This is a genomic window from Bacillus yapensis (genome assembly GCF_005280205.1).
Taxonomy (GTDB): Bacteria; Bacillota; Bacilli; order Bacillales; family Cytobacillaceae; genus Robertmurraya; species Robertmurraya yapensis.
The window spans coordinates 1-21,898 of record NZ_SUND01000026.1 but is presented as its reverse complement, the minus strand read 5'-3'; the positions used below and the strand labels follow the sequence as shown (position 1 = coordinate 21,898).

General features: G+C 38.9%; 18 protein-coding genes and 1 rRNA gene. 13 read left to right on the top strand and 6 right to left on the bottom strand.

Annotated features, from left to right (window positions below; all coding sequences use genetic code 11):
- The first annotated feature begins 131 nt into the window (after positions 1 to 131).
- From FAR12_RS21870 to FAR12_RS21850, 5 genes are all read left to right on the top strand, one after another.
- Complete coding sequence (locus FAR12_RS21870) at positions 132 to 1,118, top strand: ABC transporter ATP-binding protein (RefSeq protein ID WP_126410884.1); 987 nt, start codon at positions 132 to 134, stop codon at positions 1,116 to 1,118.
- Positions 1,118 to 2,089: an ABC transporter ATP-binding protein gene (locus tag FAR12_RS21865; protein ID WP_126410883.1), complete on the top strand. Its 972-nt coding sequence runs from the start codon at positions 1,118 to 1,120 to the stop codon at positions 2,087 to 2,089. Before FAR12_RS21870 ends, FAR12_RS21865 begins: the two co-directional genes overlap by 1 nt.
- A gap of 39 nt (positions 2,090 to 2,128) precedes the next feature.
- A complete protein-coding gene (locus tag FAR12_RS21860) occupies positions 2,129 to 3,739 on the top strand; it encodes an ABC transporter substrate-binding protein (protein ID WP_126410882.1) in 1,611 nt (536 codons plus the stop codon).
- A 142-nt stretch (positions 3,740 to 3,881) separates the two neighbouring features.
- Entirely contained in the window at positions 3,882 to 4,886 is a 1,005-nt protein-coding gene (locus FAR12_RS21855) for an ABC transporter permease (RefSeq protein WP_126410881.1), read from the top strand.
- Between the two features lie 15 nt (positions 4,887 to 4,901).
- Positions 4,902 to 5,807: an ABC transporter permease gene (locus tag FAR12_RS21850; RefSeq protein WP_126410880.1), complete on the top strand. Its 906-nt coding sequence runs from the start codon at positions 4,902 to 4,904 to the stop codon at positions 5,805 to 5,807.
- Positions 5,808 to 5,839: 32 nt separating this feature from the next.
- Here FAR12_RS21850 and FAR12_RS21845 read toward each other — a convergent pair whose 3' ends face one another.
- Positions 5,840 to 6,922, bottom strand: a complete 1,083-nt coding sequence (locus tag FAR12_RS21845) for an FUSC family protein (RefSeq protein WP_126410879.1) — start codon at positions 6,920 to 6,922, stop codon at positions 5,840 to 5,842.
- A 289-nt stretch (positions 6,923 to 7,211) separates the two neighbouring features.
- On the opposite strand from FAR12_RS21845, the gene FAR12_RS21840 reads away from it, so the two are divergent.
- Positions 7,212 to 7,496 (top strand): hypothetical protein, encoded by a 285-nt coding sequence (locus FAR12_RS21840; RefSeq protein ID WP_126410878.1) that lies wholly within the window; start codon positions 7,212 to 7,214, stop codon positions 7,494 to 7,496.
- 82 nt (positions 7,497 to 7,578) lie between these two features.
- Here FAR12_RS21840 and FAR12_RS21835 read toward each other — a convergent pair whose 3' ends face one another.
- Positions 7,579 to 12,051 carry a glutamate synthase-related protein gene (locus FAR12_RS21835; protein ID WP_126410877.1) on the bottom strand — a complete coding sequence of 1,491 codons (4,473 nt, stop codon included), beginning with the start codon at positions 12,049 to 12,051 and terminating at the stop codon, positions 7,579 to 7,581.
- A 435-nt stretch (positions 12,052 to 12,486) separates the two neighbouring features.
- Positions 12,487 to 13,782, bottom strand: coding sequence for a glutamate-1-semialdehyde 2,1-aminomutase (locus FAR12_RS21830; protein ID WP_170972294.1), 1,296 nt, complete (start codon positions 13,780 to 13,782; stop codon positions 12,487 to 12,489).
- A 151-nt stretch (positions 13,783 to 13,933) separates the two neighbouring features.
- Here FAR12_RS21830 and FAR12_RS21825 point away from each other — a divergent pair, with 151 nt between their 5' ends.
- Positions 13,934 to 14,341: a potassium channel family protein gene (locus FAR12_RS21825; RefSeq protein ID WP_126410876.1), complete on the top strand. Its 408-nt coding sequence runs from the start codon at positions 13,934 to 13,936 to the stop codon at positions 14,339 to 14,341.
- Positions 14,342 to 14,408: 67 nt separating this feature from the next.
- Positions 14,409 to 14,879 carry a thioredoxin-dependent thiol peroxidase gene (gene bcp, locus FAR12_RS21820; RefSeq protein WP_126410875.1) on the top strand — a complete coding sequence of 157 codons (471 nt, stop codon included), beginning with the start codon at positions 14,409 to 14,411 and terminating at the stop codon, positions 14,877 to 14,879.
- Positions 14,880 to 14,916: 37 nt separating this feature from the next.
- On the opposite strand, the gene FAR12_RS21815 is transcribed toward bcp, so the two are convergent.
- Positions 14,917 to 16,917, bottom strand: a complete 2,001-nt coding sequence (locus FAR12_RS21815) for a bifunctional diguanylate cyclase/phosphodiesterase (protein WP_126410874.1) — start codon at positions 16,915 to 16,917, stop codon at positions 14,917 to 14,919.
- A gap of 437 nt (positions 16,918 to 17,354) precedes the next feature.
- On the opposite strand from FAR12_RS21815, the gene FAR12_RS21810 reads away from it, so the two are divergent.
- Positions 17,355 to 17,936 carry a hypothetical protein gene (locus FAR12_RS21810; protein WP_126410873.1) on the top strand — a complete coding sequence of 194 codons (582 nt, stop codon included), beginning with the start codon at positions 17,355 to 17,357 and terminating at the stop codon, positions 17,934 to 17,936.
- A gap of 135 nt (positions 17,937 to 18,071) precedes the next feature.
- Here FAR12_RS21810 and FAR12_RS24040 read toward each other — a convergent pair whose 3' ends face one another.
- Positions 18,072 to 18,200, bottom strand: coding sequence for a hypothetical protein (locus tag FAR12_RS24040; RefSeq protein WP_281275709.1), 129 nt, complete (start codon positions 18,198 to 18,200; stop codon positions 18,072 to 18,074).
- Positions 18,201 to 18,365: 165 nt separating this feature from the next.
- On the opposite strand from FAR12_RS24040, the gene FAR12_RS21805 reads away from it, so the two are divergent.
- Complete coding sequence (locus FAR12_RS21805; protein WP_126410872.1) at positions 18,366 to 19,316, top strand: D-2-hydroxyacid dehydrogenase; 951 nt, start codon at positions 18,366 to 18,368, stop codon at positions 19,314 to 19,316.
- Positions 19,317 to 19,430: 114 nt separating this feature from the next.
- On the top strand, positions 19,431 to 19,868 hold the full coding sequence (gene perR / locus FAR12_RS21800; RefSeq protein ID WP_170209270.1) for a peroxide-responsive transcriptional repressor PerR: 438 nt from the start codon (positions 19,431 to 19,433) through the stop codon (positions 19,866 to 19,868).
- Positions 19,869 to 19,987: 119 nt separating this feature from the next.
- Here the strand turns inward: perR and FAR12_RS21795 are convergent, their stop codons facing one another.
- Positions 19,988 to 20,344, bottom strand: coding sequence for a YgzB family protein (locus FAR12_RS21795; RefSeq protein ID WP_126410870.1), 357 nt, complete (start codon positions 20,342 to 20,344; stop codon positions 19,988 to 19,990).
- A gap of 152 nt (positions 20,345 to 20,496) precedes the next feature.
- Here FAR12_RS21795 and FAR12_RS21790 point away from each other — a divergent pair, with 152 nt between their 5' ends.
- Positions 20,497 to 21,372, top strand: a complete 876-nt coding sequence (locus FAR12_RS21790; protein WP_126410869.1) for a nucleotidyltransferase-like protein — start codon at positions 20,497 to 20,499, stop codon at positions 21,370 to 21,372.
- A 311-nt stretch (positions 21,373 to 21,683) separates the two neighbouring features.
- A 16S ribosomal RNA gene (locus tag FAR12_RS21785) occupies positions 21,684 to 21,898 on the top strand; the annotation flags it as partial.

Below are 21,898 nucleotides of genomic sequence, written 5' to 3'. Positions count from 1 at the left end.
TTAAAAATTATATTAATAAGAAAATTTGTTATTTAATAATAATTCAGATAAATAGTAGACGAATTGAAAATTTTTTTATAAAATGGACAATATTAGAAAAATCAGAAAGCAACAAAGGAAGGAGTAAAAGTGTGACTCAAGCTCCAGTTTTAGATGTAAAAGAACTAAAAACCTCTTTTTTCTCTTCAGATGGTGAAGTTCCTGCAGTAGATAATATTAGTTTCTCTGTAAATAAAGGAGAAATCCTCGGGATTGTTGGCGAATCCGGATGTGGAAAAAGTGTAACATCCTTATCGATTATGAAGCTCATTCCTCAGCCTCCAGGAAAAATTGTTGGCGGAGAAATCCTCTTAAATGGTGAAGATATAGTACCTGCTTCTGAAAAAAGAATGCGTGAAATCAGAGGAAATGACATCGCGATGATTTTCCAAGAACCAATGACCTCTTTAAATCCATTGTTCACAATTGGGAATCAGCTCGTAGAAGGAATTATTTTACATAAAAAAGTAAACAAGAAAGAAGCCTTCAAAATCGGGGTAGAGATGCTAAAGCTCGTTGGTTTGCCAAGAGCAGAGCAAATCATGAAGGAATATCCACATCAGTTATCAGGTGGAATGCGGCAAAGGGTCATGATCGCGATGGCTCTTTCATGTGACCCGAAGCTCTTGATTGCTGATGAACCAACAACCGCATTAGACGTAACCATTCAAGCTCAAATTTTATCCTTAATGAAAAACTTAAATAAAAAACTCGACACAGCGATCATTATGATTACCCATGATTTAGGGGTTGTGGCGGAAGTATGTCAACGAGTTATTGTCATGTATGCTGGCAAAGTGGTGGAAGAGGCAAGTGTCCGAGACATTTTTAAAAATCCAAAGCATCCGTACACAGTTGGTTTACTAGAATCAATTCCTGATGTACGAGAGAAAAAGGAAAGACTTTATTCGATTCCAGGGAATGTGCCGAAGCCAGGTGCTATCAAGCAAGGCTGCCGCTTTGCAGCGCGATGTGCGAATGTACACGACCGTTGTTTCGTTGAAGATCCACCTTTATACAAAGCTGCTGATGGGCATCATGTCCGTTGCTTCCTCCATGCAGCAGGAGGTGAAAATTAATGTCTGAGGTTTTATTAAAAGTAGATAATTTGAAAAAATACTTCCCGATTACTGGCGGAGTTTTAGGCAGAAAAGTTGGAGAAGTGAAGGCTGTTGACGATGTGAGCTTCTTTGTTAAAAAAGGAGAGACACTTGGCTTAGTTGGTGAATCTGGCTGTGGAAAGTCGACGACTGGTCGAGTTCTAATGAGACTACTAGAGCCAACAGAAGGAACAGTCGAATTTGAAGGGCAGGATCTAACTAAGCTGAAGGCAGAAGAAATGAGACGAATGAGAAAAGAAATCCAAATGGTGTTTCAGGACCCATTCGCTTCATTAAATCCACGTCATACCGTGGAGAAGATCCTTGAAGAACCACTCATTGTTCATGGGGTGAAAGATAAAGAAGAGCGAAAACGGAGAGTAAGAGAAATGCTTGAGGTCGTTGGCTTGAATAGCTACCATGCGAAGCGTTATCCGCATCAATTCAGTGGTGGACAAAGACAACGTATTGGGATCGCTCGTGCGTTAATGACGAAGCCGAAGCTCATTATTGCCGATGAACCAGTATCTGCGTTGGATGTTTCCATTCAATCACAAGTTTTAAATTTACTCGAAGATTTACAAAAAGAATTTCAATTAACCTATATATTTATCGCCCATGACCTTGGTGTCGTGAAGCACATTAGTGATCGAGTCGGGGTGATGTATTTAGGTAGATTAGTAGAAATTACGGAAGCAGATAAACTCTATGAAAATCCTTTGCATCCATATACGAAGGCACTTCTAGCTTCGATTCCAATTCCAGACCCAGATTTGCAGCAGGAAAAGGAGCTATTAAAAGGAGATCTACCAAGTCCAGCAAATCCTCCACTAGGTTGTGCGTTCCATACGAGATGTAGTGCATGTATGGAAGTATGTAAAACGACTAGACCAGAATTGGTGGAGATTGAGCCAGGTCATTTTGCTGCTTGTCACTTATATAACAAGTAAGCATTGATGATAAAAAATACTATAAATTGGGGGAATATCATGAAACAGCTTAAAGGTATTTGGGCATTAGTATTGATGCTGCTGATTTCATTAGCGTTAGTTGGCTGTAATTCATCAGCGGGTACAGATGATGAGCCTGCAGAAGATGGAGATGCAGCTGAAGAAACAGAAGCAACTTCTGGTGGACAATTAGTTTTTGCTCGTGGGGGAGACTCAACTTCTCTTGATCCGGCAATTACGACTGAAGGTGAAGCATTTAGGGTAACAGATAACCTTTATGAAACACTGGTCAACTTTGGTCCTCAGGACACTGAAATTGAACCTGGACTAGCAACAGATTGGACACCAAGTGAAGATGGTTTAACACACACTCTTAATCTTCGCGAAGGCGTTAAATTCCACGACGGAACAGATTTCAATGCCGAAGCTGTTGTATTCAACTTCGAACGTTGGAAGGCAGGAGATGCAGAGCAATTTGCTTATTACACATCTCAATTCGGAGACAAGATTGATTCTGTCACAGCGGTAGATGAGTATACAGTTGAATTCAAATTAAATGCACCAATCGCACCGTTCTACAAAAACTTAGCAATGTCACCGTTCGGAATTGCGAGCCCGGCTGCGCTTGAAGAATTTGGTGATGATTTCTTCAAGAATCCAGTTGGTACTGGTCCATTCAAGTTTAAAGAATGGAAAGAAAATGATCGAATCACAATTGTTAAAAATGAAGATTATTGGCAAGAAGGTCTACCAAAGCTAGATGAGGTTATCTTCACAGTTATTCCTGAGAACTCTGCACGCTTAAATGCTTTAGCTACAGGGGAAGCGGATTTAATTGATGGAGTCAACTTCAGCGATAAAGCAACAATCGAAAGCAATCCAGATCTACAAGTTATTGAACGTCCATCTTTAAACGTAGGTTATCTTGGATTAACTTCTACACGTGGACCATTAAAAGATAAGCTAGTACGTCAAGCATTGAACTATGCAGTTAATAAGGAACAAATCATTGATGCATTCTATGCTGGAGCTGCAGATCCTGCGGTTAACCCAATGCCTCCAGTTATTGCTGGATATAATCCTGATGTTGCAGATTATCCATATGATCCTGAAAAAGCAAAAGAATTACTTGCAGAAGCTGGATACCCAGATGGATTTGAGATGGAACTATGGGCTATGCCAGTTGCAAGACCATATATGCCTGAAGGACAAAAGGTAGCAGAAGCTCTACAAAAAATGTTTGAAGCTGTTGGTGTAAAAGCCAAGATTGTTACTTATGAGTGGGGTACTTATTTGGATAAAGCGGCGAAGGGAGAAGCGGATACATTCTTACTAGGATGGACTGGTGATAATGGCGATGCTGATAACTTCTTATATGTATTATTAGACCAAGATTCAATCGGTTCTAACAACTATTCTTACTATCAGAACGCTGAAGTTCATGAGCTTTTATTAAAAGCACAAGCAAGTTCTGACCAAGCTGAGCGTGAAGAACTTTATAAGCAAGCACAGGTCATTATTAAAGATGATGCACCATGGATTCCTTTAGTTCACTCTACGCCATTACTTGCGGCCAGTAAGAATGTAATTAACTTCTTGCCACATCCAACAGGTTCAGATTTATTATCATCTGTTGAAATCAAACAATAGGTAAGGTATGAGGAGGGGGGAGCTCGATTTTGTGACTCCCTCTTCGTTATCCTACTCTTATAGAAGGCTATTTTTCCAAGCAAAACGTTTTGAAAAAGAGCTTTCTATAAGAGTCTCATTCCCTTGCAAGAGAGGTGTATATATGTTTTCTTATACAATCAAACGACTCTTGTCATTGATTCCGGTATTATTAGGACTTACATTAATCGTCTTTTTCATGATTCGTGCGATTCCCGGAAATCCTGCTCAAATTATATTGGGACAATTAGCGACAAAAGAAGCAGTCGCGGAATTAACAAAACAGCTTGGACTCGATCAACCGTGGTACACACAATTTTTTCAATATCTTGGTGGCCTATTTACCGGGGATTTGGGAGAATCATTAAGAACAAAATCACCGATTAACGAGGAAATTTGGCCATTCCTTGCTGCAACTGCTGAGCTTGCCTTTTGTGCCATGATTATTGCGATTGTAATCGGAGTGAATGCAGGGATTATCAGCGCCTGGTTCCAAAATTCTTGGTTCGATTATGTGGCGATGATTCTAGCATTAATTGGTGTTTCGATGCCGATATTCTGGCTCGGATTAATGGAGCAATGGGTATTTGCCATTAATTTAGAATGGTTGCCGACTTCAGGTAGAGAAAATGTACGAGCTCCGATTGAATCAATCACGAACTTCTATATTCTTGATACATTGATACAAGGAAGGATGGATCAATTCTGGGAAGTTGTGAAGCATTTGGTGATGCCAAGCTTTGCCTTGGCAACGATTCCAATGGCGATCATTGCGCGTATTACCCGTTCTACGATGCTTGAAGTAATGAAATCTGATTTCATTCGTACTGCACGAGCAAAGGGTTTAAGAATGTTTTGGGTTGTGTACAAGCATTCCTTGAAAAATGCCATTATTCCTGTATTAACAATTATCGGTCTGCAAACAGGACTCTTACTCGGAGGAGCGATTTTAACAGAAACGATTTTCAGTTGGCCTGGAATCGGACGATATATTTATGACGCAATTAACTACCGTGATTATCCAGTCATACAATCTGGTATCTTAATTATCGCTGTTATTTTCGTGACGATTAACTTAATTGTCGACCTGCTCTACGCCGCAATTGATCCAAGGATTAAATACAATTAGTAAGGGGGAGAGAATATGGAACTTTCAACGAATAAAGAAATTCAGGTACCAATCGAACCAGCTGAAGATAAAGCTGTCTCCCCTTGGCTAGAGGCATGGAGGAGCTTTCGTAAAAATAAATTAGCGGTGATCGGGACTTTCATTGTATTATTTTTCGTCCTTTTAGCGATTTTTGCACCATACATTGCGCCAGAAGGAATCAATGAACAGAAGCTAACGGCCAGCGATCGATTACAAGCACCTTCAAGTGAGCATTGGTTTGGAACAGATGACTTTGGACGAGATGTTTTTTCGAGGGTCGTTTATGGATCAAGAATTTCACTCTGGGTTGGATTCTTAGCAGTAATGGGTTCTATTGTAGTCGGTTGTTTATTAGGAATTATTGCTGGATACTATGGCAAATGGGTCGATTCAGTGATTTCAAGATTTTTTGATATCTTGTTGGCATTCCCAAGTATTTTATTAGCGATTGCCATTGTGGCAGTGCTTGGACCATCCTTGAGAAATGCTTTAATTGCGATTGCGGTCATTAACATACCGAATTTTGGTCGGCTTATTCGCTCGCGAGTATTAAGTGTCAAGCAAGAGGAATACATATTTGCAGCAAAAGCAGTGGGTATGAAAAATAGTCGGATTCTATTTCACCATGTTATGCCGAATAGTATAGCACCAATTATTGTTCAAGGAACTTTAGCGATTGCAACTGCGATTATTGAAGCAGCAGCACTAGGTTTTTTAGGACTAGGAGCAGAAGCTCCAAATCCTGAATGGGGGAAAATGCTTTCTGATGCTAGAGCATTTCTTACTCAAGCACCATGGACATTGTTTTTCCCTGGTTTAGCGATTGTGCTAACTGTACTTGGATTTAACTTAATGGGAGACGGGTTGCGAGACGCACTCGATCCACGTATGAAAAATTAGAACACAAAAAAGCAGCTGAAAATTCAGCTGCTTTACTCTTGCACAGGTTCCTCGATATTGACTTCATTTTCCTTCTTATGATAAGACTTGAAGCTCGTCACTAAGACATCTAAATGATCCAGATGCTCATCGTACTCGATAATAAAGGAAATAAGCTGCATGATATGAAAGAACGTTACATCGTATTCATAATCAATTTCTTTCTGCTTTGCTATAAAAAGACCAAATAATTCCTTACGGTTCAAGCAAAGTCGATCATCATCATTTGCCGTCTGTGGCTTAACTTTACCTATAAACTTCAGCATTATTTGCTCATGGCGATCAATTAAATAATCAAGCTGATGCTGAATTTCTAAATGAAAGTCTTCTGGTAAGTTCGTGACATCATTCTCAAATCGATGTAGTCGCTTTAGAATCTCAATCGCCTTTTTTGTTGTGGCAATCATATGTCTGTAAATAACCAGCTTTCGCATCTTCGCAATCGTATTCCGCTTGAAATAGCTTCGTTCCTCTTTATACATGAGATAGAGCTGATTAAGCTTCGTTAAATCGTCCTTAATTCTCTCGATATCCTTTTTTAAAAAAGTATGCTCTGACGCATGTCGAGAATTAATTCGGATCCACTTTGTTGCTTCCTCGGTAATATTGGCAATTCTAAAGTATAGCTTGTTTTCATATTTTGGAGGTAAGAACACTAGGTTCACAACAAAAGCAGATAGAATTCCAAGCATAATCGTTAAGAATCGAATAATCGCGAACTCAATGAATCCATCTCCAGGAGCTTCCATTATCGCGATTAATGTAACGAGGGACAAGCTTATCGTATTCGAGATTTTTAATTTTAAGTTAATGGTAATAACAATAATGGCTGCAAGACCAATCATCGCAACGTTATTTCCTAACGTAAGTACGAAGGTAACAGCAATAATGGCACCAATAATATTACCCTGTATCTGCTCAATAATCGATAGATAGGATCGATAAATGGTTGGCTGAACCGCGAAAATTGCAGCAATCCCAGCGAAAATAGGTGAGGGTAGTTCAAACACCTCAGCTAGTAAAAGAGATAAAACAATTGCAATTCCCGTCTTAAATATGCGGGCACCAAGCTTCATAAATAAATATATCCTTTCTTTTACACAAAAATAACACTTCCCAAGGTTGAGACGTGTATACATACTTTAAACCATTTTCCATTGTTAAACAATAGAAAAAATTTCTCAATGCATGAAGATAGTACTATTTACGTATTTGTGTTTTTAATAATGTTTCCGAATTTTGGGGAATTGAGTCATTGGGTAATTTTGTAGGTTGGCCTGATGGTGTATAAAATGGCCTAGGTTTGTTGGTTTGGGAGGGTTTGTACGCCAAGATGATGGAGAATCTGTTTGAGCTGACCGACAAATGTGGTTTGTACGCCAAGATGAGGGTGAATCTGTTCGAGCTGACCGACAAATGTGGTTTGTACGCCAAGATGAGGAGGAATCCGTTCGAGCTGACCGACAAATGTTATTTGCACGCCAAGATGAGGAGGAATCTGTACGAGTTGACCGACAAATGTTATTTGCACGCCAAGATGAGGATGAATCTGTACGAGTTGACCGACAAATCAGGTTGGTTACCAAGATTCACCTAAAGGCAACTATAGCTGACCGACAAATCAGACGGATCCCAAACGACACCCTATAAGTCTCACCGCGCCCACCAAAATCAACAAACAAAAAACGCCCGCACATTCAAATGTGCGGGCGCTCAACTAAATCATCAAATATCACTCTGTAGAAACTGATGGGTCTGCTTGTTCCTTCACTGGTACTACTTGAACAAAGTGTTCTTCAGGTGTTTGAAGGAGAAGAGCTAATTCTGCTGCTTCTTCAACTTGACCTTGTGCTTTTAACATATCTACGTATTGACCAAGAAGCTCAGTTACATCAGAAACTCCTTTTTCCGTTAAACCTGTAAGGGAAACTTTTGCTCCCTTGGCAATACGTCTTTGTAGGGCATCCTTTGTTAAGCCTAATTCAGGTTGATGTCTTAAGTAAACGACACCACCGGTCATCCCAGCACATAGCCATGGACCTGGATCTCCTAATACTAAGCCACGACCATTTGTCATGTATTCAAAGGCGAATCCTTTAATGTTTGCTCTTGAACCAATGTTCCCTTGTTCAACAGCCGGAATTGGATTCTTCACTTGGCCACCGATAATGATATCAGCTCCAGAAAGCCTAATTCCTGCACGAGCATCGGCATTTCCTTGGGCAACTAATAAACCATGCTGTGCACCATAACCGAATCCTTTCCCAACGGAACCATTATAGTATTGGCCATTTTTTCCTTTAGACTTGAAGATAAGAATCTGTCCGCCAAAGGAAGTCTTACCAGTACCATCTTGAGAACCACCAGCGACTTCGATTTTGATACCTTCACTGTTGTAAGCACCAAGGCCGTTTCCAGGAATAGAACCGTTCTTATACTTAAGCTCTACAGCAGGTAAGTTCTTGTAGGAGCCATCAAGACGTCCGCGTACACGGTGGCAAGAAACACGGCTTCCTAAAACTCTTTGCTCGGAAGTAACGCTGTGATATTCGCGAGATTGTTGAAGCTCACCAACATTGGCATCTAAAAATTCTGCGCCAACTGCCATTTGCAGCTGTGTTGTTTCAGAAGCAGCAGCTGCTTCTTTTTGTTCAAATTGGCTAATATCAAGAGTCTTCAACAAGTAAGTTAAGTTCAGCTGGTCTTGACCTTTTACTTGCTCAAGTAAATCGGAACGACCAACGATATCTTGTAAATTTTTATAGCCTAATGAAGCTGTAAGCTCCTTTAACTCATTACCAAAAGCAGTAAAGAGATTCATAATCCCTTGAACTGCAAGGTCTAATTGTCTTGGAACGAATCTTCTTAATCCATGATCCTTCGCTTGAGCTTCAGACTCGATTTGCGTTGCGATACCAACGTGACAAGTATCTAAATGACAGCCTCGACATGTTGTACAGCCAATCGCAATCATCGATAAAGTACCAAAGCCAATTCGGTTTGCACCTAGTAGCATCACTTTTAAGACGTCACTGGCACTCTTGATCCCGCCGTCTGCCCAAAGCTCAACATTACCGCGAAGTCCAGCTTCAAGTAATGCATTATGTGCAGCTTTTACGCCGATTTCAACTGGAAGACCAACGTATTGTAAGGCATGAATTCTAGCTGCCCCAGTACCGCCATCGAAACCGCTGAGGGTGATGATATCTGCTCCTGCTTTTGCAATACCGACAGCAATCGTTCCGATGTTTGGAACAACAGGAACTTTGACGGAAACCTTTGCCTTATCATTGGCAGTTTTTAACTCATGAATCATTTGTGCTAAATCTTCAATGGAGTAAATATCATGGTTATTAGATGGTGAAATCAAGTCAGAGCCGATTGTAGCATTTCTCGCTTCTGCAATTTTTTCCGTCACCTTAGAACCAGGTAAATGTCCACCTTCTCCAGGCTTTGCTCCTTGACCGATCTTAATCTCTAATAGATTAGATGAGTTCAAGAGTTCAGCGTTGACACCAAAGCGACCAGAGGCAACTTGCTGTCCACGTGTTCTTGGATATTTTCCAAGCATATCTTTAATTTCTCCACCCTCACCGTTGAGGCTGACCATGTTAAGACGGTCTGCACCTTCTGCATAAGCACGGAAGGCAATCTCATTTTGTGAACCAAATGACATGGATGAGATGATAAATGGTAAGCTATGCTCGCCAACACTAATATCTACATCATTTACAGAAACAGCTGAACTAGATTGTTTAAACCCCGTTAAATGACGAATCGTTGTAGGATTCTCTGTTTCTTGCTCTGTGATTTTTTCACGATAAGCCGTGTAATCTCCACTTGTAGCAACATCGCCAATCGCTTTCCACACACGTGGGAAAAGGTTGAAAGACTTTCCAACTCTTTCTTTCTCGTTTTCGTAATCCACGCTTCTTGCAATCGCGTCTTCTTTCATGGTCTCAAAATTATAGCCAAGCTCATCGGAACCAAAGAAGTTCACGATATTGAGTACATTCGATACTTCTTCATTTAATCCAATCGCTGAGAACAGTCTGCCGTAGCCACGAAGCTCATGGATTCCGATCGTAGAGATGACTTTTTCTAAACCTTTAACTAAAGCAGAATATAGATTCATTAGTGGTTTCGTAGATTCATCAAGTACGGTCATGAACATAAAATATGGGCTAATTAAGTCGGCACCAAGTCCGAACGCTAGAATAATATCATGTAGAGAGCGAATTGCTGCTGAACGTAATAAAATTGAACAATCGCGTCGAAGCTCTTCCTTCACTAACGCTTGATCAAGAGTAGAAATCACTAAATGTGGGTCAAGCCATAATTGGTCATCCATATGGGCACGACCATCATCTACAACGATTAGTGTTTTACCATCTTTTACAGCAGATACGACTTCCTTTTGAAGACGATCTAAAGCTTCCTGAACGGTTTCTTCTTTATTAAGAGTCGCAGATAAATAGGCAGATAGATTTTCTTTTTGGAAAAGAGCTGTTACTTGATCATAGCTAGGCTGTTGCAATTCTGCTGAACATTCAAATCCTGCTGCACCCTCAACGAGAAGAGGGGAAGTAAGTTCAATCACTGTACCTGGGTCATTTTTCGCAAATAAAGTAGGGCGGCGACCGATAATGGTACGAGTTGAGAAATGTTCAGATTCGCGATCGCGGTCGATCGCAGGGTTTGTAACAACGGCTACACTTTCCTTGATAAAATCAGCGACGTTTTTCCGATTTGGATTGATTGCAGCAAGTGGTGAATCCGTACCAAGGGAACGAATAGGCTCGACGCCTTTTTCAGCCATTTGTTCAAGCAGCTGAATATGATCGCGCTCCCAACCAAATGCTTTGTATTGTCCGTTATGGATTTTCTTCGGATATGTGACAGATACCGTCTTTTCTAATTTCGGAACGGAAAGTCTCTTTCTAGCATTCTCAAGATTCACTTTTTGTGCAAATCTCTCATATACAGTCGCTTGATAATCATTCTGCTCATATACTTTTAATACATCGCCATCCCATTTAAAACCGACTTTTTCCCCAGGAGCAAGTGGTTTCGGATCATTGACGTATTCGCTTGAAGGAATGATCCCTGGCTCTGACGAGAACAAATAAGATTTTTCCGTTTCAAGCATCCAAAGCGGACGTAATCCGAGTGCATCAACGCTAAATACAGCCTCATCGCCAAAGCGAGAAATAATACCCGCAGGTCCTTGAGCAAAATGTCCCCATGCTTCACGCATATATACATATAAATCTTGAAGGTGAGTAGGGTATGCTTTAATTTCGTTAATAATCGGTGGGAAAAGTAAATCCAACGCTTCGAATAAAGTATAGCCATCACGACAGATAAGCGTTTCAATCGTTCTGCTTAAATCCTGTGAGTCACTGCCATCTTTGACAAGCGGCACACCAATCATTTTTGCCTCATCACGAAGCTTGGCAATCGTATTGATTTCCCCATTATGTCCAAGGATTGTGAAAGGCTGTACACGATTGAAGCTTGATAATGTATTTGTTGAATAGCGGTTATGTCCTAATGTAATCGTTGAAGCTACGATTGGATTCGCAAGGTCTTCATAATATTTCGGTAAAATGTCTCCAGCACCCATTACCTTATATACAGCATGGTACTGACTGAGTGAAGCCACGTGAACAGCTTCATCTAATTCCATTTCAACAGTTAATTCAAAAAGCTTTTTAGAAAGCTCTTGACCAGTCACATCGCTTAAGCAGGCAATCTGCCAAAAAACAGGGTTCTCCTGAATGGCAATAGGTCCTAGTGCAGAAGCATCTGTTACTTCTTCAGATTCAAAAAGAATGTCTAGATTATAGTTTGCAAGCTTAGTAGTTAATTGATTCTTAATACTTTGAGGATCATCTTTTCTACTAATAAAGATGTGACCAACGACAAATCCATCCTGATCAACAAGACTTGGGTCACTACCGTTCTTTGTTAGTTTTTCTTTCCATAGGGCTCTTGGGATATCGACGTGAATTCCAACACCATCGCCTTCGCCGTTAATAAAACCAGCGCGATGATTCATTGTGACAAGAGCATTAATACAATTAAATATATTTTCGCGAGTAGGAGTATTGTTTTTTTCTAGAGAGGCAACAATTCCACAAGCATCGTGCTCTTGGCGGTGAAATTCTTTAAAAAGTGAGGGGCTCCATTGTTGATTAGTCATTAAAAATTGGCTTTGTTAAGGATGAACCTTAATAGCCTTTCACCTCCTGTAAAAATTCTTAACAAGGTCGACTGTTTTATTCGGATCATTTTGTAAGAAAATCTTACAAAAATCTTCAAACCAATCTCTTATAAAATCCAGTCAGACCAGGGGTTAAATGAGAGTATACATATTGAAAGCTGTAAAAAACCTTTGCTCTCACTTTTGAAGGTTGTTAAATAGAAAAAACAACCTAATCAAAAGTAGCCAAATAATATTCCTATTATATCATGAGAATTTTCAGAAATCAATTAATTATACAAAAAGATGGATAATTTTTTCTTTAAAAACAGGTAATAATTCCCTATAAAAACCCACTATGTAAACGGTTTCAATGTATAAAGTTTTAAAAAAACGGAGCGATAACACGCTCCGTAATGTATAAAATATGAATATTTATTCTCCTGCTAGTTCAGAAAATGCATGATCAACAGCATGGACGGTTGCCTCAACATCTTCTGCTGTATGGGCAATTGTTAGGAACCAGGCTTCGTATTTAGAAGGGGCAAGATTTATCCCGCGATGAAGCATAAGCTTGAAGAACTTTGCGAACATTTCTCCGTCTGTATTCTCGGCTTGCTCGTAATTTTCGATTTTCTCGTTTGAGAAATAAACAGTAAGCGCGCCTTTTAAGCGATTGATGGTAATAGGAATATTGTGCTTCTTCGCTGCAGTTGCGATGCCTTCCTCAAGCATCGCTCCAAGTTCATCTAAATATTCGTATACACCGTCTTGTTTTAATACTTCTAAACAAGCGATTCCAGATAAAATGGAGGCAGGGTTTCCGGCCATAGTACCTGCTTGGTAAGCTGGACCAAGTGGAGCGACACTTTCCATGATTTCTTTCTTTCCGCCGTAAGCTCCGATTGGAAGACCGCCGCCGATAATTTTACCCATTGCTGTTAAGTCAGGTTGAATGCCTAATAAATCTTGTGCACCACCGTACATAAAACGGAATGCCGTAATTACTTCATCATAAATCACAAGTGCTCCAGCTTCGTGAGTCAGATCATTAACCTGTTGAAGGAAACCTTCCTTAGGTTCAACAATTCCGAAGTTCCCAACAATTGGTTCAACTAATACCGCTGCTACTTGGTCGCCCCATTTGCTAAGAGCTTCTTTAAATGGTTCGATATCATTGAATGGTACGGTAATAACCTCTTGAGCTATACTTTTCGGAACTCCAGCAGAGTCAGGCGTTCCTAATGTAGATGGGCCAGAACCTGCCGCAACTAAAACTAAGTCTGAATGCCCGTGATAGCAGCCAGCGAACTTAATAATTTTATCTCTTCCAGTGTAAGCGCGAGCCACACGGATTGTCGTCATCACTGCTTCTGTACCTGAATTAACAAAACGAACCTTTTCTAAATTCGGCATTGCTTCCTGAAGCATTTTTGCGAATTTTACTTCGTGAGGTGTTGGTGTTCCATATAAAACACCAGACTCGGTTGCCTTTTTAATTGCTTCCGTAATATGTGGATGGGCATGTCCTGTGATGATTGGACCGTAGGCAGCTAGATAATCGATGTACTGATTGCCATCTACATCCCAGAAATAAGCACCTTTTGCTCTTTCCATTGCAACGGGAGCACCGCCGCCAACTGCTTTATAAGAACGTGAAGGGCTATTCACCCCTCCAACTATGTATTGTAAGGCTTCTTCATGTAGCCGTTCGGAATTTGTGAAATGCATATTGATCCTCCTAAAAATAATATCCATGAACCATTTTAGCACTTTTTTGTGAAGAATGTTTTGACAGTGCCTTAAGAGACAAGCAGTTCTATAAAAAAGAATAGGTACGTATAAATAAAAGAGATAAATTTTGCATGAGATGAGGGATAGGATGGTATTTTACACCTCGTTAATCTTAATCATCATTTGTATCGCGAGTAGTGTACGGCTTCTTTTTACACCGTATAAAATAAAGGGAAAACGAGTTTCCTTAGAAAACTTCTTCTTTTTAGCATCCATTTATGCCACGGTTATGATTAGTTTCGGATTGATGTATATCATGTTGGAATTGCATGGTTATGCTGTTTTAGATGATGGCTACATTCCATCTGAGAATATCTTTTTGGCTCGTTTAGAGACGGGTCTCTATTTTAGTGCGATTACATTGTTCTCAGTTGGCTATGGAGATATTGCTCCCATTGGAATTGGTCGAATTATTGCTGTGTCAGAAGCGTTAATTGGCTACACGATTCCTGCCGCCTTTGTGGCAAGAACGGTGTGGGATATGGAGAAGTCCTAAATGCTTGTGTTTCCTCTCTCATTTCGATACGCTAAAAAATATCGTAATTCGAAACGGAGGAATACATATGACGATTGAAAAAGGTCAGTTAGCACCAGATTTTGAATTGCCTGCAAGTGATGGAAAACTGGTCAAGCTCTCCGATTATCTCGGGAAGAATGTTGTGCTCTATTTTTACCCGAAGGATATGACACCGGGCTGTACGACAGAGGCTTGCGATTTTCGGGACCAGCATAAAAGCTTCGAGGAATTAGATGCGGTTGTATTAGGTGTGAGTCCAGACCCAGTCGCTCGCCATGAAAAATTCATCGAGAAGTATGGTTTACCATTTACTTTGCTCGCAGATGTAGATCATGCAGTAGCAGAGCAATACGGTGTATGGAAGCTAAAGAAGAACTTCGGTAAAGAATACATGGGTGTTGAACGTTCTACTTTTATCATTGATAAAGAAGGAAAAGTAGCTGGTGTTTGGGAGAAAGTAAAAGTCAGCGGACATGTAGAAGAAGCGCTGCAATTTATTAAGGAAAATCTATCATAAAAAACGAAGCTATCCGATAAGGGGTAGCTTCGTTTTTCTATTGGAGTACTCTTGATTTAATCCACGGGTCGATTTCTTCGACTTTCATCGGCTTACTATAATAATAGCCTTGCATGATGTTACACCCTAGTTCAGTTAAGGACTCAATTTGTTTCTGGCTTTCAACACCTTCTGCAATAACATCCAAATTCAGTTCGGCTGCCATTACTAGGATGGCATTAATAATTGCTCGTTTACTAGAGGTCTCAAGATCATTGGTGAAAAGTCGATCTAATTTTAGGGAATCTATAGGAATTCGATCTAGTAAACCGATTGATGAATATCCTGTACCGAAATCGTCCATCGAGACTTTCACTCCAAGTGAACGGATGGCATGAAGCTGGCGGATGATATCATCAATATCTAGGAAAACCATGGATTCAGTGATTTCTAATTCTAAAAGCTGAGGAGCTAATTCAGTTTTTTCTAATACATCTTTTACGAAATCTATTAAAGTATCGGTTTGAAAAAGTCGTATGGAGATATTAACCGATATCGGGTTAACAGATCCTTGACTTTCCCATTTTCTACATTGACGGCAAGCTTCGTCTAATGTCCATTTGGTTAGGGAAACAATCAGACCTGTTTCTTCGGCAATAGGAATAAATTCACCAGGAGAAACCACGCCTAATCTTGGGTGGTTCCAGCGGAGTAAGGCCTCAAAGCCTACTAGACTATTTGTTTGCACATTCCATTTTGGTTGATAGACAACGTAAAACTGTTCAGCATCCAAGGCCCACTGCATATCTTTTTGCAATTCCATTTTTCGAATCTCGGTGTTACCAGATTGCTCATTGTACACTTTGTATTGGTTTTTTCCTGAGTTCTTAGCAGTGTACATGGCTGTGTCTGCAGTCTTGAGCAACATCGAACGATCTGTTTCTTTGATTGAACTAATACTAATCCCAATGCTTCCGGTAATATAAAGTTCATTTCCCTCAATTCGATAGACTTCTTTGATACTTTTCAGAATGTCAGTAGCTAAATTCTCTGCTTGTTTTTGATCGCCATCTTCAACGATTAACAAGAACTCATCGCCGCCTATTCGATAAACTTGCTGCCCGTTTCGCAAAAACTTACGTAAACGACAACCGACTTCTTTTAAGAGAATATCTCCTATATTGTGGCCCAACGTGTCATTAATTACTTTGAATTGATCCAAATCGATAAATAATACAGCAAAACGTTTGTTTCCGACATACGTATCGAAAAAACGATTCATTTCATTGCGGTTTGGTAAACCAGTTATATTATCCTGATAAGCCATTTTCTCTAAAACAGTTCGGTCGAAGAATATGGCAGCCCGAGAGATAAGTAAGATTAACACTATCGTTATAGTAACTCCGTACAATAAAAAAAGATTCACAGAGGAGCTGGAATCCATTGCTATCTCATGATGTGAATGAAATTTTGTTGCTTTCATTCCTGTATAATGCATCCCGCTGATCGCGAAACCCATGGTAATGGCGGATAACCATTTTAACCAACTAGCTGATGATTGGTTTCGGAAACGCAAAAACAAGAATAAAGCTGAATAAGAAGCGACTAAAGCGATAATTGCGGACAGTATCCATAGATTTCGATCATAAGTCATTTCCATCGGCATAATCATTGCTTCCATGCCCATATAATGCATCGTCACAATACCGCTGCCCATTATGAACCCGCCGAACACCATTTTGAGCCAATTGTTTTTCGGTTCTTTCGTAATATAAAAGGCAATAAACGAAGATAGGAAGCTAGTTAACATGGATAGGGCAGTAAGGACCCCGTCATATTTAACGGTCATAGGCACGTGGAACGCGAGCATTCCGACAAAATGCATAGACCAGATGCCACCACCCATCGTTAGGGAGCCGCCTAATAACCAAAAAAGTCGATTTTTTTCTCTTGTATGAGCCACCTTTGCTGAAATACTTAAAGCTGAATAAGATGCTAAAATTGCGATTGCTATTGATAAGATGACAATTGAGTAGTTGTAACTTCCTTCGAAATACATTCCGTTTTCTCCTTGTTGATTCATTTCTTTCTATATCTATATAAGTATTAAACTAAAAAAATAGTACAAGTTATTTTATGTCATACTTTCGAACTAAACAATTGTTTTTCATTTTGAGAAGGCAAAGACAAAGATGTAAAGCCCTTTTGTGTATAGGTATTTATCAAATTGATGCTATTATTTGCCACCATTTTTAACAAAAATTAAATAAACAAGCGTACGAATCGATGTTATCATTAAGAAAATTGAAGTGCTCAGGGAATGTGGATAGACTAGTATCGGACATGCTACTGATGGTCTAGGAATTTCGCAGCTGAGCAAACTTCATGAATTTTTTTAAGGATTTTTTCAAAAAAATGAAGTAATTAGGGCATTTCATACGTCTATTAATTATGTACTTATTTATTCTTGTAAAAATTATCTAGGTAGGTGAAAAAGTGGCCGAAAAAACAGTCTATATTCTTCTAACAGATACAGGTACTTGGTTTTCGAAAATGATTAAGCTCTATACGAGATTTCCTTATAATCACGTCTCAATCGCCTTGGATGAGGAATTGAACGATATTTATAGCTTTGGCAGAAAGGTGTATAATAACCCTTTCTCTGCTGGATTTGTGAAAGAACGGATGGATCAAGGTGTCTTTTTTCACCGGAAGGAAACAAGATGTGTCTTGTACAAGCTCACAGTTAATGAGGAGCAGTATACTCGCTTATTAAAGATTATTTACCAGTTTGAAAGCTTCTCAGCGAATTATCGTTACAATTTAATGGGGATCTTTGCTATCGCGATGAACATGAAACTGGAAAGAGATAACGCATTTACATGCTCGCAGTTTGTGGCCACAGTTTTAAAGAAGAGTGGTTTACATCTGATGAAAAAATGTCCAGAGCTTATACGACCAGATGATTTTGTGGATATTCCGATTTTAGAACTTATATATGAAGGAAAGCTTCATGAATATCCTGCGTTTGAGCAAGAGACAAATACTTATAGAGTATCAAATGTTGTAGGAGTTTAAAGTTATTGCAATTATTGCCTATTTTTCTTATTTTGTGCGTATGTCCACTCCGATAAACAAGTTTTGAATATGTATGTATTAGGGCATACCTCCTCAGACAAATGTTGCTTGCAGGTCATCAATGACCTGCTCTTTTTATGTGAAGGCTGTTTTCGTAAAGGTTGTTGTTAAAATCCTACTGCCGATTTTAACGTAGAAATAGTTATTTGGTGCATCGTAACTAGTTGCAAGCTCTTTTCTCATTGATTTACGATCAGATATCATTTAAAACAAAGTTAAATTCATTGATTTTTTGTACAAAAAGCAACTATCAATGAGAAAAGAGCCTTTGTGAAAAATCTGTTGAGAATTTTGGTGGAAATTTTCTGACCATTTTCACCATTGTTTTAATGCAAACGATTATAATAAAAGAAAAAAGGGGGAGCATCCATGAAGATCGTTTCATCACTTTTACCTGAACAGGCTTTACAAGAAGCCATCCAGAAGAAATTTCCGGAAATACAATTTCAATTTTTTAAAGGAATGAAGAATGCTTTCGAAAGCTTTCAAGAAGCGGAAGTCTTCATGACATATGGAGAGGATTTAACTGAGGAACTCATTCATTCTGCACGCAACTTAAGATGGATTATGGTCATGTCTGCTGGTCTAGAAAAAATGCCTCTAGCTGCTTGTGAGGAAAAAGGGATACTTGTGACAAATGCTCGAGGAGTACATAAGATTCCAATGGCAGAGTTTACACTTGGAGCGATGCTTCAATATGTAAAACAAACAAAGTTGTTGTCGGAGAGAGAAGCGGATGAAAACTGGGACAGAAAAATTCCGATGGCTGAATTATGTGGAAAGACGATCCTCATTTTAGGTGTTGGCGCGATCGGTGGAGAAATTGCTCGATTAGCGAAAGCGTTCCGAATGAATACAATTGGCGTGAACCGTAGTGGCGATCAGGTCGACTATGTTGATGAATTATATACAATGAAGGAAGTGCCTGAAGTAATAGAAAAAGCGGATTTCATTGTATCCGTTTTGCCAAGCACTGACGAAACGTCGAATGTTTTAACATATGAACATTTTCAAGCCATGAAGAATACAGCAGTTTTTATCAATATTGGCAGAGGAGATTTAGTTAAGGACGAGACTCTGTTAAAAGCTTTGGAAAATAACGAAATTGCTCATGCTTATTTAGATGTATTCGAGCAGGAACCTCTTCCGAAAGGGCATTCGTTTTGGAAAATGGAAAATGTAACAGTAACGCCACACTTATCGAGCATTACCAAGAATTATTTACCAAGAGCTTTTGAAATATTTGAGCAAAATCTACATACATATAATAAAAAAGGTGTTAATTATAAAAATCGAATTGATTTATCAAGGGGGTATTAGTGAGATATTGATACTTCAAGGGTTGATATTATTGACAAATACAGTTGTTTCCTAGTACACTATTTATAAATATTATAAAGTAAGAATTTATACTAGAAAAGAGGTGGCATGGCGGTGTCACATAATGAATTAAAAGAAGCACTTGATACCTTAAAAGGAACTGGAGTGAGAATAACTCCACAACGTCATGCGATACTTGAATATTTAATAAGCTCGATGTCGCATCCAACTGCTGATGATATTTATAAAGCGTTGGAAGGGAAATTTCCGAATATGAGTGTGGCAACAGTTTACAACAATTTAAGAGTATTTCGTGAAGTTGGACTAGTGAAAGAATTAACGTATGGGGATTCTTCTAGTCGGTTCGATTTTATTACCACTCAACATTACCATGTTATTTGTGAATCTTGCGGTAAAATTGTGGATTTCCATTATCCTGGTCTGGATGAAGTGGAACATCTTGCTTCACACGTAACTGGCTTTAAAGTAAGTCATCATAGAATGGAAATTTACGGAACGTGTCCTGATTGTTCAGCGAAAGACGCGCATTAACTGATAGTTGAAGCTATCAGTTATTTTTTTAGTGATTGAGGAAAATGGAAACACGATATAAAAAAACAACTCGGGGCATTGTACCGAGTTGTTTTCTATTTTACGAACAAACTATATGATTAGGATTCAACATTCTTTTTGCTATTATATTTTTCGTCAAATTCTACACCTTCAAGGTTCGGATCGAGAGTTAATGGTTCGTTGCAATGCATGCAAATATCTACTCGACCAAGAATCTTAGTAGGTTTTTCACAGTTTGGACATTTAACCTGTACAGTTCTAGTCGAAAGCATGCCGATCCAAAAATAAACGACTGTACTTGCAATAATGGATAGTAGGCCTAATAACATAAAGATTGTCATTAAAATAGCTGATTGTCTAAAAAATATCCCTAGATACATAACGATGAATCCAACAAAAACTAAACTTAATGCGAATGTGCGGATTTTATTAATTTTACTTGAATATTTAGCCATGATCGAACCCTCCTAAAACAATACTATACCATTTCAAAGCATTGAAATAAATGGTAATGAGGTGGGGGTGTCGAAATATGTCTAGAATTTAAGCAGGAAATCAATTAGAATTGTCGAAGATATAGGCTAACAATAAAATGGGGGGAATGATGATGGAAGGCATTCTTCGTCCGATATATCAAGAGCGGGCAAGTCATCCGAACACACTTGGTGTATTAACAATAGAAAAGAACCAACATTCAATACCAACAACTGATACATTTGATACCGTCCTATTAATCATTGTAAATGAAGCAGAACAACCGCTTTTTGTTAAACATTACACGTATGAAGGCAAGAAAGCTGCACTTCATATCATAACTGAGAAAAAACTAAGAGAGTGGATTTTGCTTGGCTCGAACAGAAGAATATTTGATTGGTTGTATAATGGAAAAGTAGTGTTTGATCGAAATGAATTTTTAGCTCAATTAAAAGAGGAAATGAAAGAGTTCCCTTTTTATGGTCGTAAAATTAAGATGGGCTTAGAATTTGCAAAACTCATCCGCAGATATATGGATGGGAAAGCATTTTTTGAAAACCAACACTATTTAGATGCGTATAATCATGTCATTCATTCTTTACATCACTTAGCAAGATTGTCTGTGATTGAAAATGGGTTCCACCCAGAGGTCACGGTCTGGAATCAAGTAAAGCAAATTGAACCTGAAATTTACAAGCTTTATGTGGAGCTAGTAAACAGTGATGAAACAATGGAGAAACGACTTGAGCTTCTTTTCTTGGCAAGTGAATTTCTTATTTATTCGCGTACAAAGGCAGGAATCACTCATTTAATAGAAGTTCTTGAGGAACGTGAATTCTGGGCGTTTAATGATATGATCACACATGAAGAGCTTGTAGAGTATTCTGTGGATCTAGGGATATTACTTGAGTATTTAATAGACCGTGGATTCATTAATGTGAAGAATGTAGAAACCAAAGGGCAGGGTGTATTTCATCGATATTATTTCGTTGCAAAAAAATTATCCTAAAAAAACATCAAAAAGTGTTGACCTTTGCAAAAATACTTGTTATATTAATATCCGTCGCTACGAAATGTATTGAAAATTACTTTTCTAGACGACGGATTTCTTTTTAAAAAGATGTTGACAGTAACAACGTCACATGTTATATTAAGAAAGTCGCTTCTGAGCGATGAGGAAATTAAAGGATGACAATTTCTTAACGGAAATTATCCTATTTGCACTTTGAAAACTAAACAAATCATACGTCAACGTTAGTTTTATTTTAATGAAAAATATTTTCGCTAACGCGAAAAAATTTAAGAGCTAATTCTTACTCTTTATTGGAGAGTTTGATCCTGGCTCAGGACGAACGCTGGCGGCGTGCCTAATACATGCAAGTCGAGCGGAGAATTAAAAGCTTGCTTTTAATTCTTAGCGGCGGACGGGTGAGTAACACGTGGGCAACCTGCCTGTAAGACTGGGATAACTTCGGGAAACCGGAGCTAATACCGGATAATGCTTTTGAACTCATGTTCGAAAGCTGAAAGATGGT

Bases quoted from the DNA above. Each gene is read 5' to 3' on its own strand.
- FAR12_RS21865 (WP_126410883.1), top strand. From the start codon at position 1,118: ATGTCTGAGGTTTTATTAAAAGTAGATAATTTGAAAAAATACTTCCCG.
- FAR12_RS21860 (WP_126410882.1), top strand. From the start codon at position 2,129: ATGAAACAGCTTAAAGGTATTTGGGCATTAGTATTGATGCTGCTGATT.
- FAR12_RS21855 (WP_126410881.1), top strand. From the start codon at position 3,882: ATGTTTTCTTATACAATCAAACGACTCTTGTCATTGATTCCGGTATTA.
- FAR12_RS21850 (WP_126410880.1), top strand. From the start codon at position 4,902: ATGGAACTTTCAACGAATAAAGAAATTCAGGTACCAATCGAACCAGCT.
- FAR12_RS21845 (WP_126410879.1), bottom strand. From the start codon at position 6,922: ATGAAGCTTGGTGCCCGCATATTTAAGACGGGAATTGCAATTGTTTTA.
- FAR12_RS21840 (WP_126410878.1), top strand. From the start codon at position 7,212: ATGTGGTTTGTACGCCAAGATGAGGGTGAATCTGTTCGAGCTGACCGA.
- FAR12_RS21835 (WP_126410877.1), bottom strand. From the start codon at position 12,051: ATGACTAATCAACAATGGAGCCCCTCACTTTTTAAAGAATTTCACCGC.
- FAR12_RS21830 (WP_170972294.1), bottom strand. From the start codon at position 13,782: ATGCATTTCACAAATTCCGAACGGCTACATGAAGAAGCCTTACAATAC.
- FAR12_RS21825 (WP_126410876.1), top strand. From the start codon at position 13,934: ATGGTATTTTACACCTCGTTAATCTTAATCATCATTTGTATCGCGAGT.
- bcp (WP_126410875.1), top strand. From the start codon at position 14,409: ATGACGATTGAAAAAGGTCAGTTAGCACCAGATTTTGAATTGCCTGCA.
- FAR12_RS21815 (WP_126410874.1), bottom strand. From the start codon at position 16,917: ATGTATTTCGAAGGAAGTTACAACTACTCAATTGTCATCTTATCAATA.
- FAR12_RS24040 (WP_281275709.1), bottom strand. From the start codon at position 18,200: ATGATATCTGATCGTAAATCAATGAGAAAAGAGCTTGCAACTAGTTAC.
- FAR12_RS21805 (WP_126410872.1), top strand. From the start codon at position 18,366: ATGAAGATCGTTTCATCACTTTTACCTGAACAGGCTTTACAAGAAGCC.
- FAR12_RS21795 (WP_126410870.1), bottom strand. From the start codon at position 20,344: ATGGCTAAATATTCAAGTAAAATTAATAAAATCCGCACATTCGCATTA.
- FAR12_RS21790 (WP_126410869.1), top strand. From the start codon at position 20,497: ATGGAAGGCATTCTTCGTCCGATATATCAAGAGCGGGCAAGTCATCCG.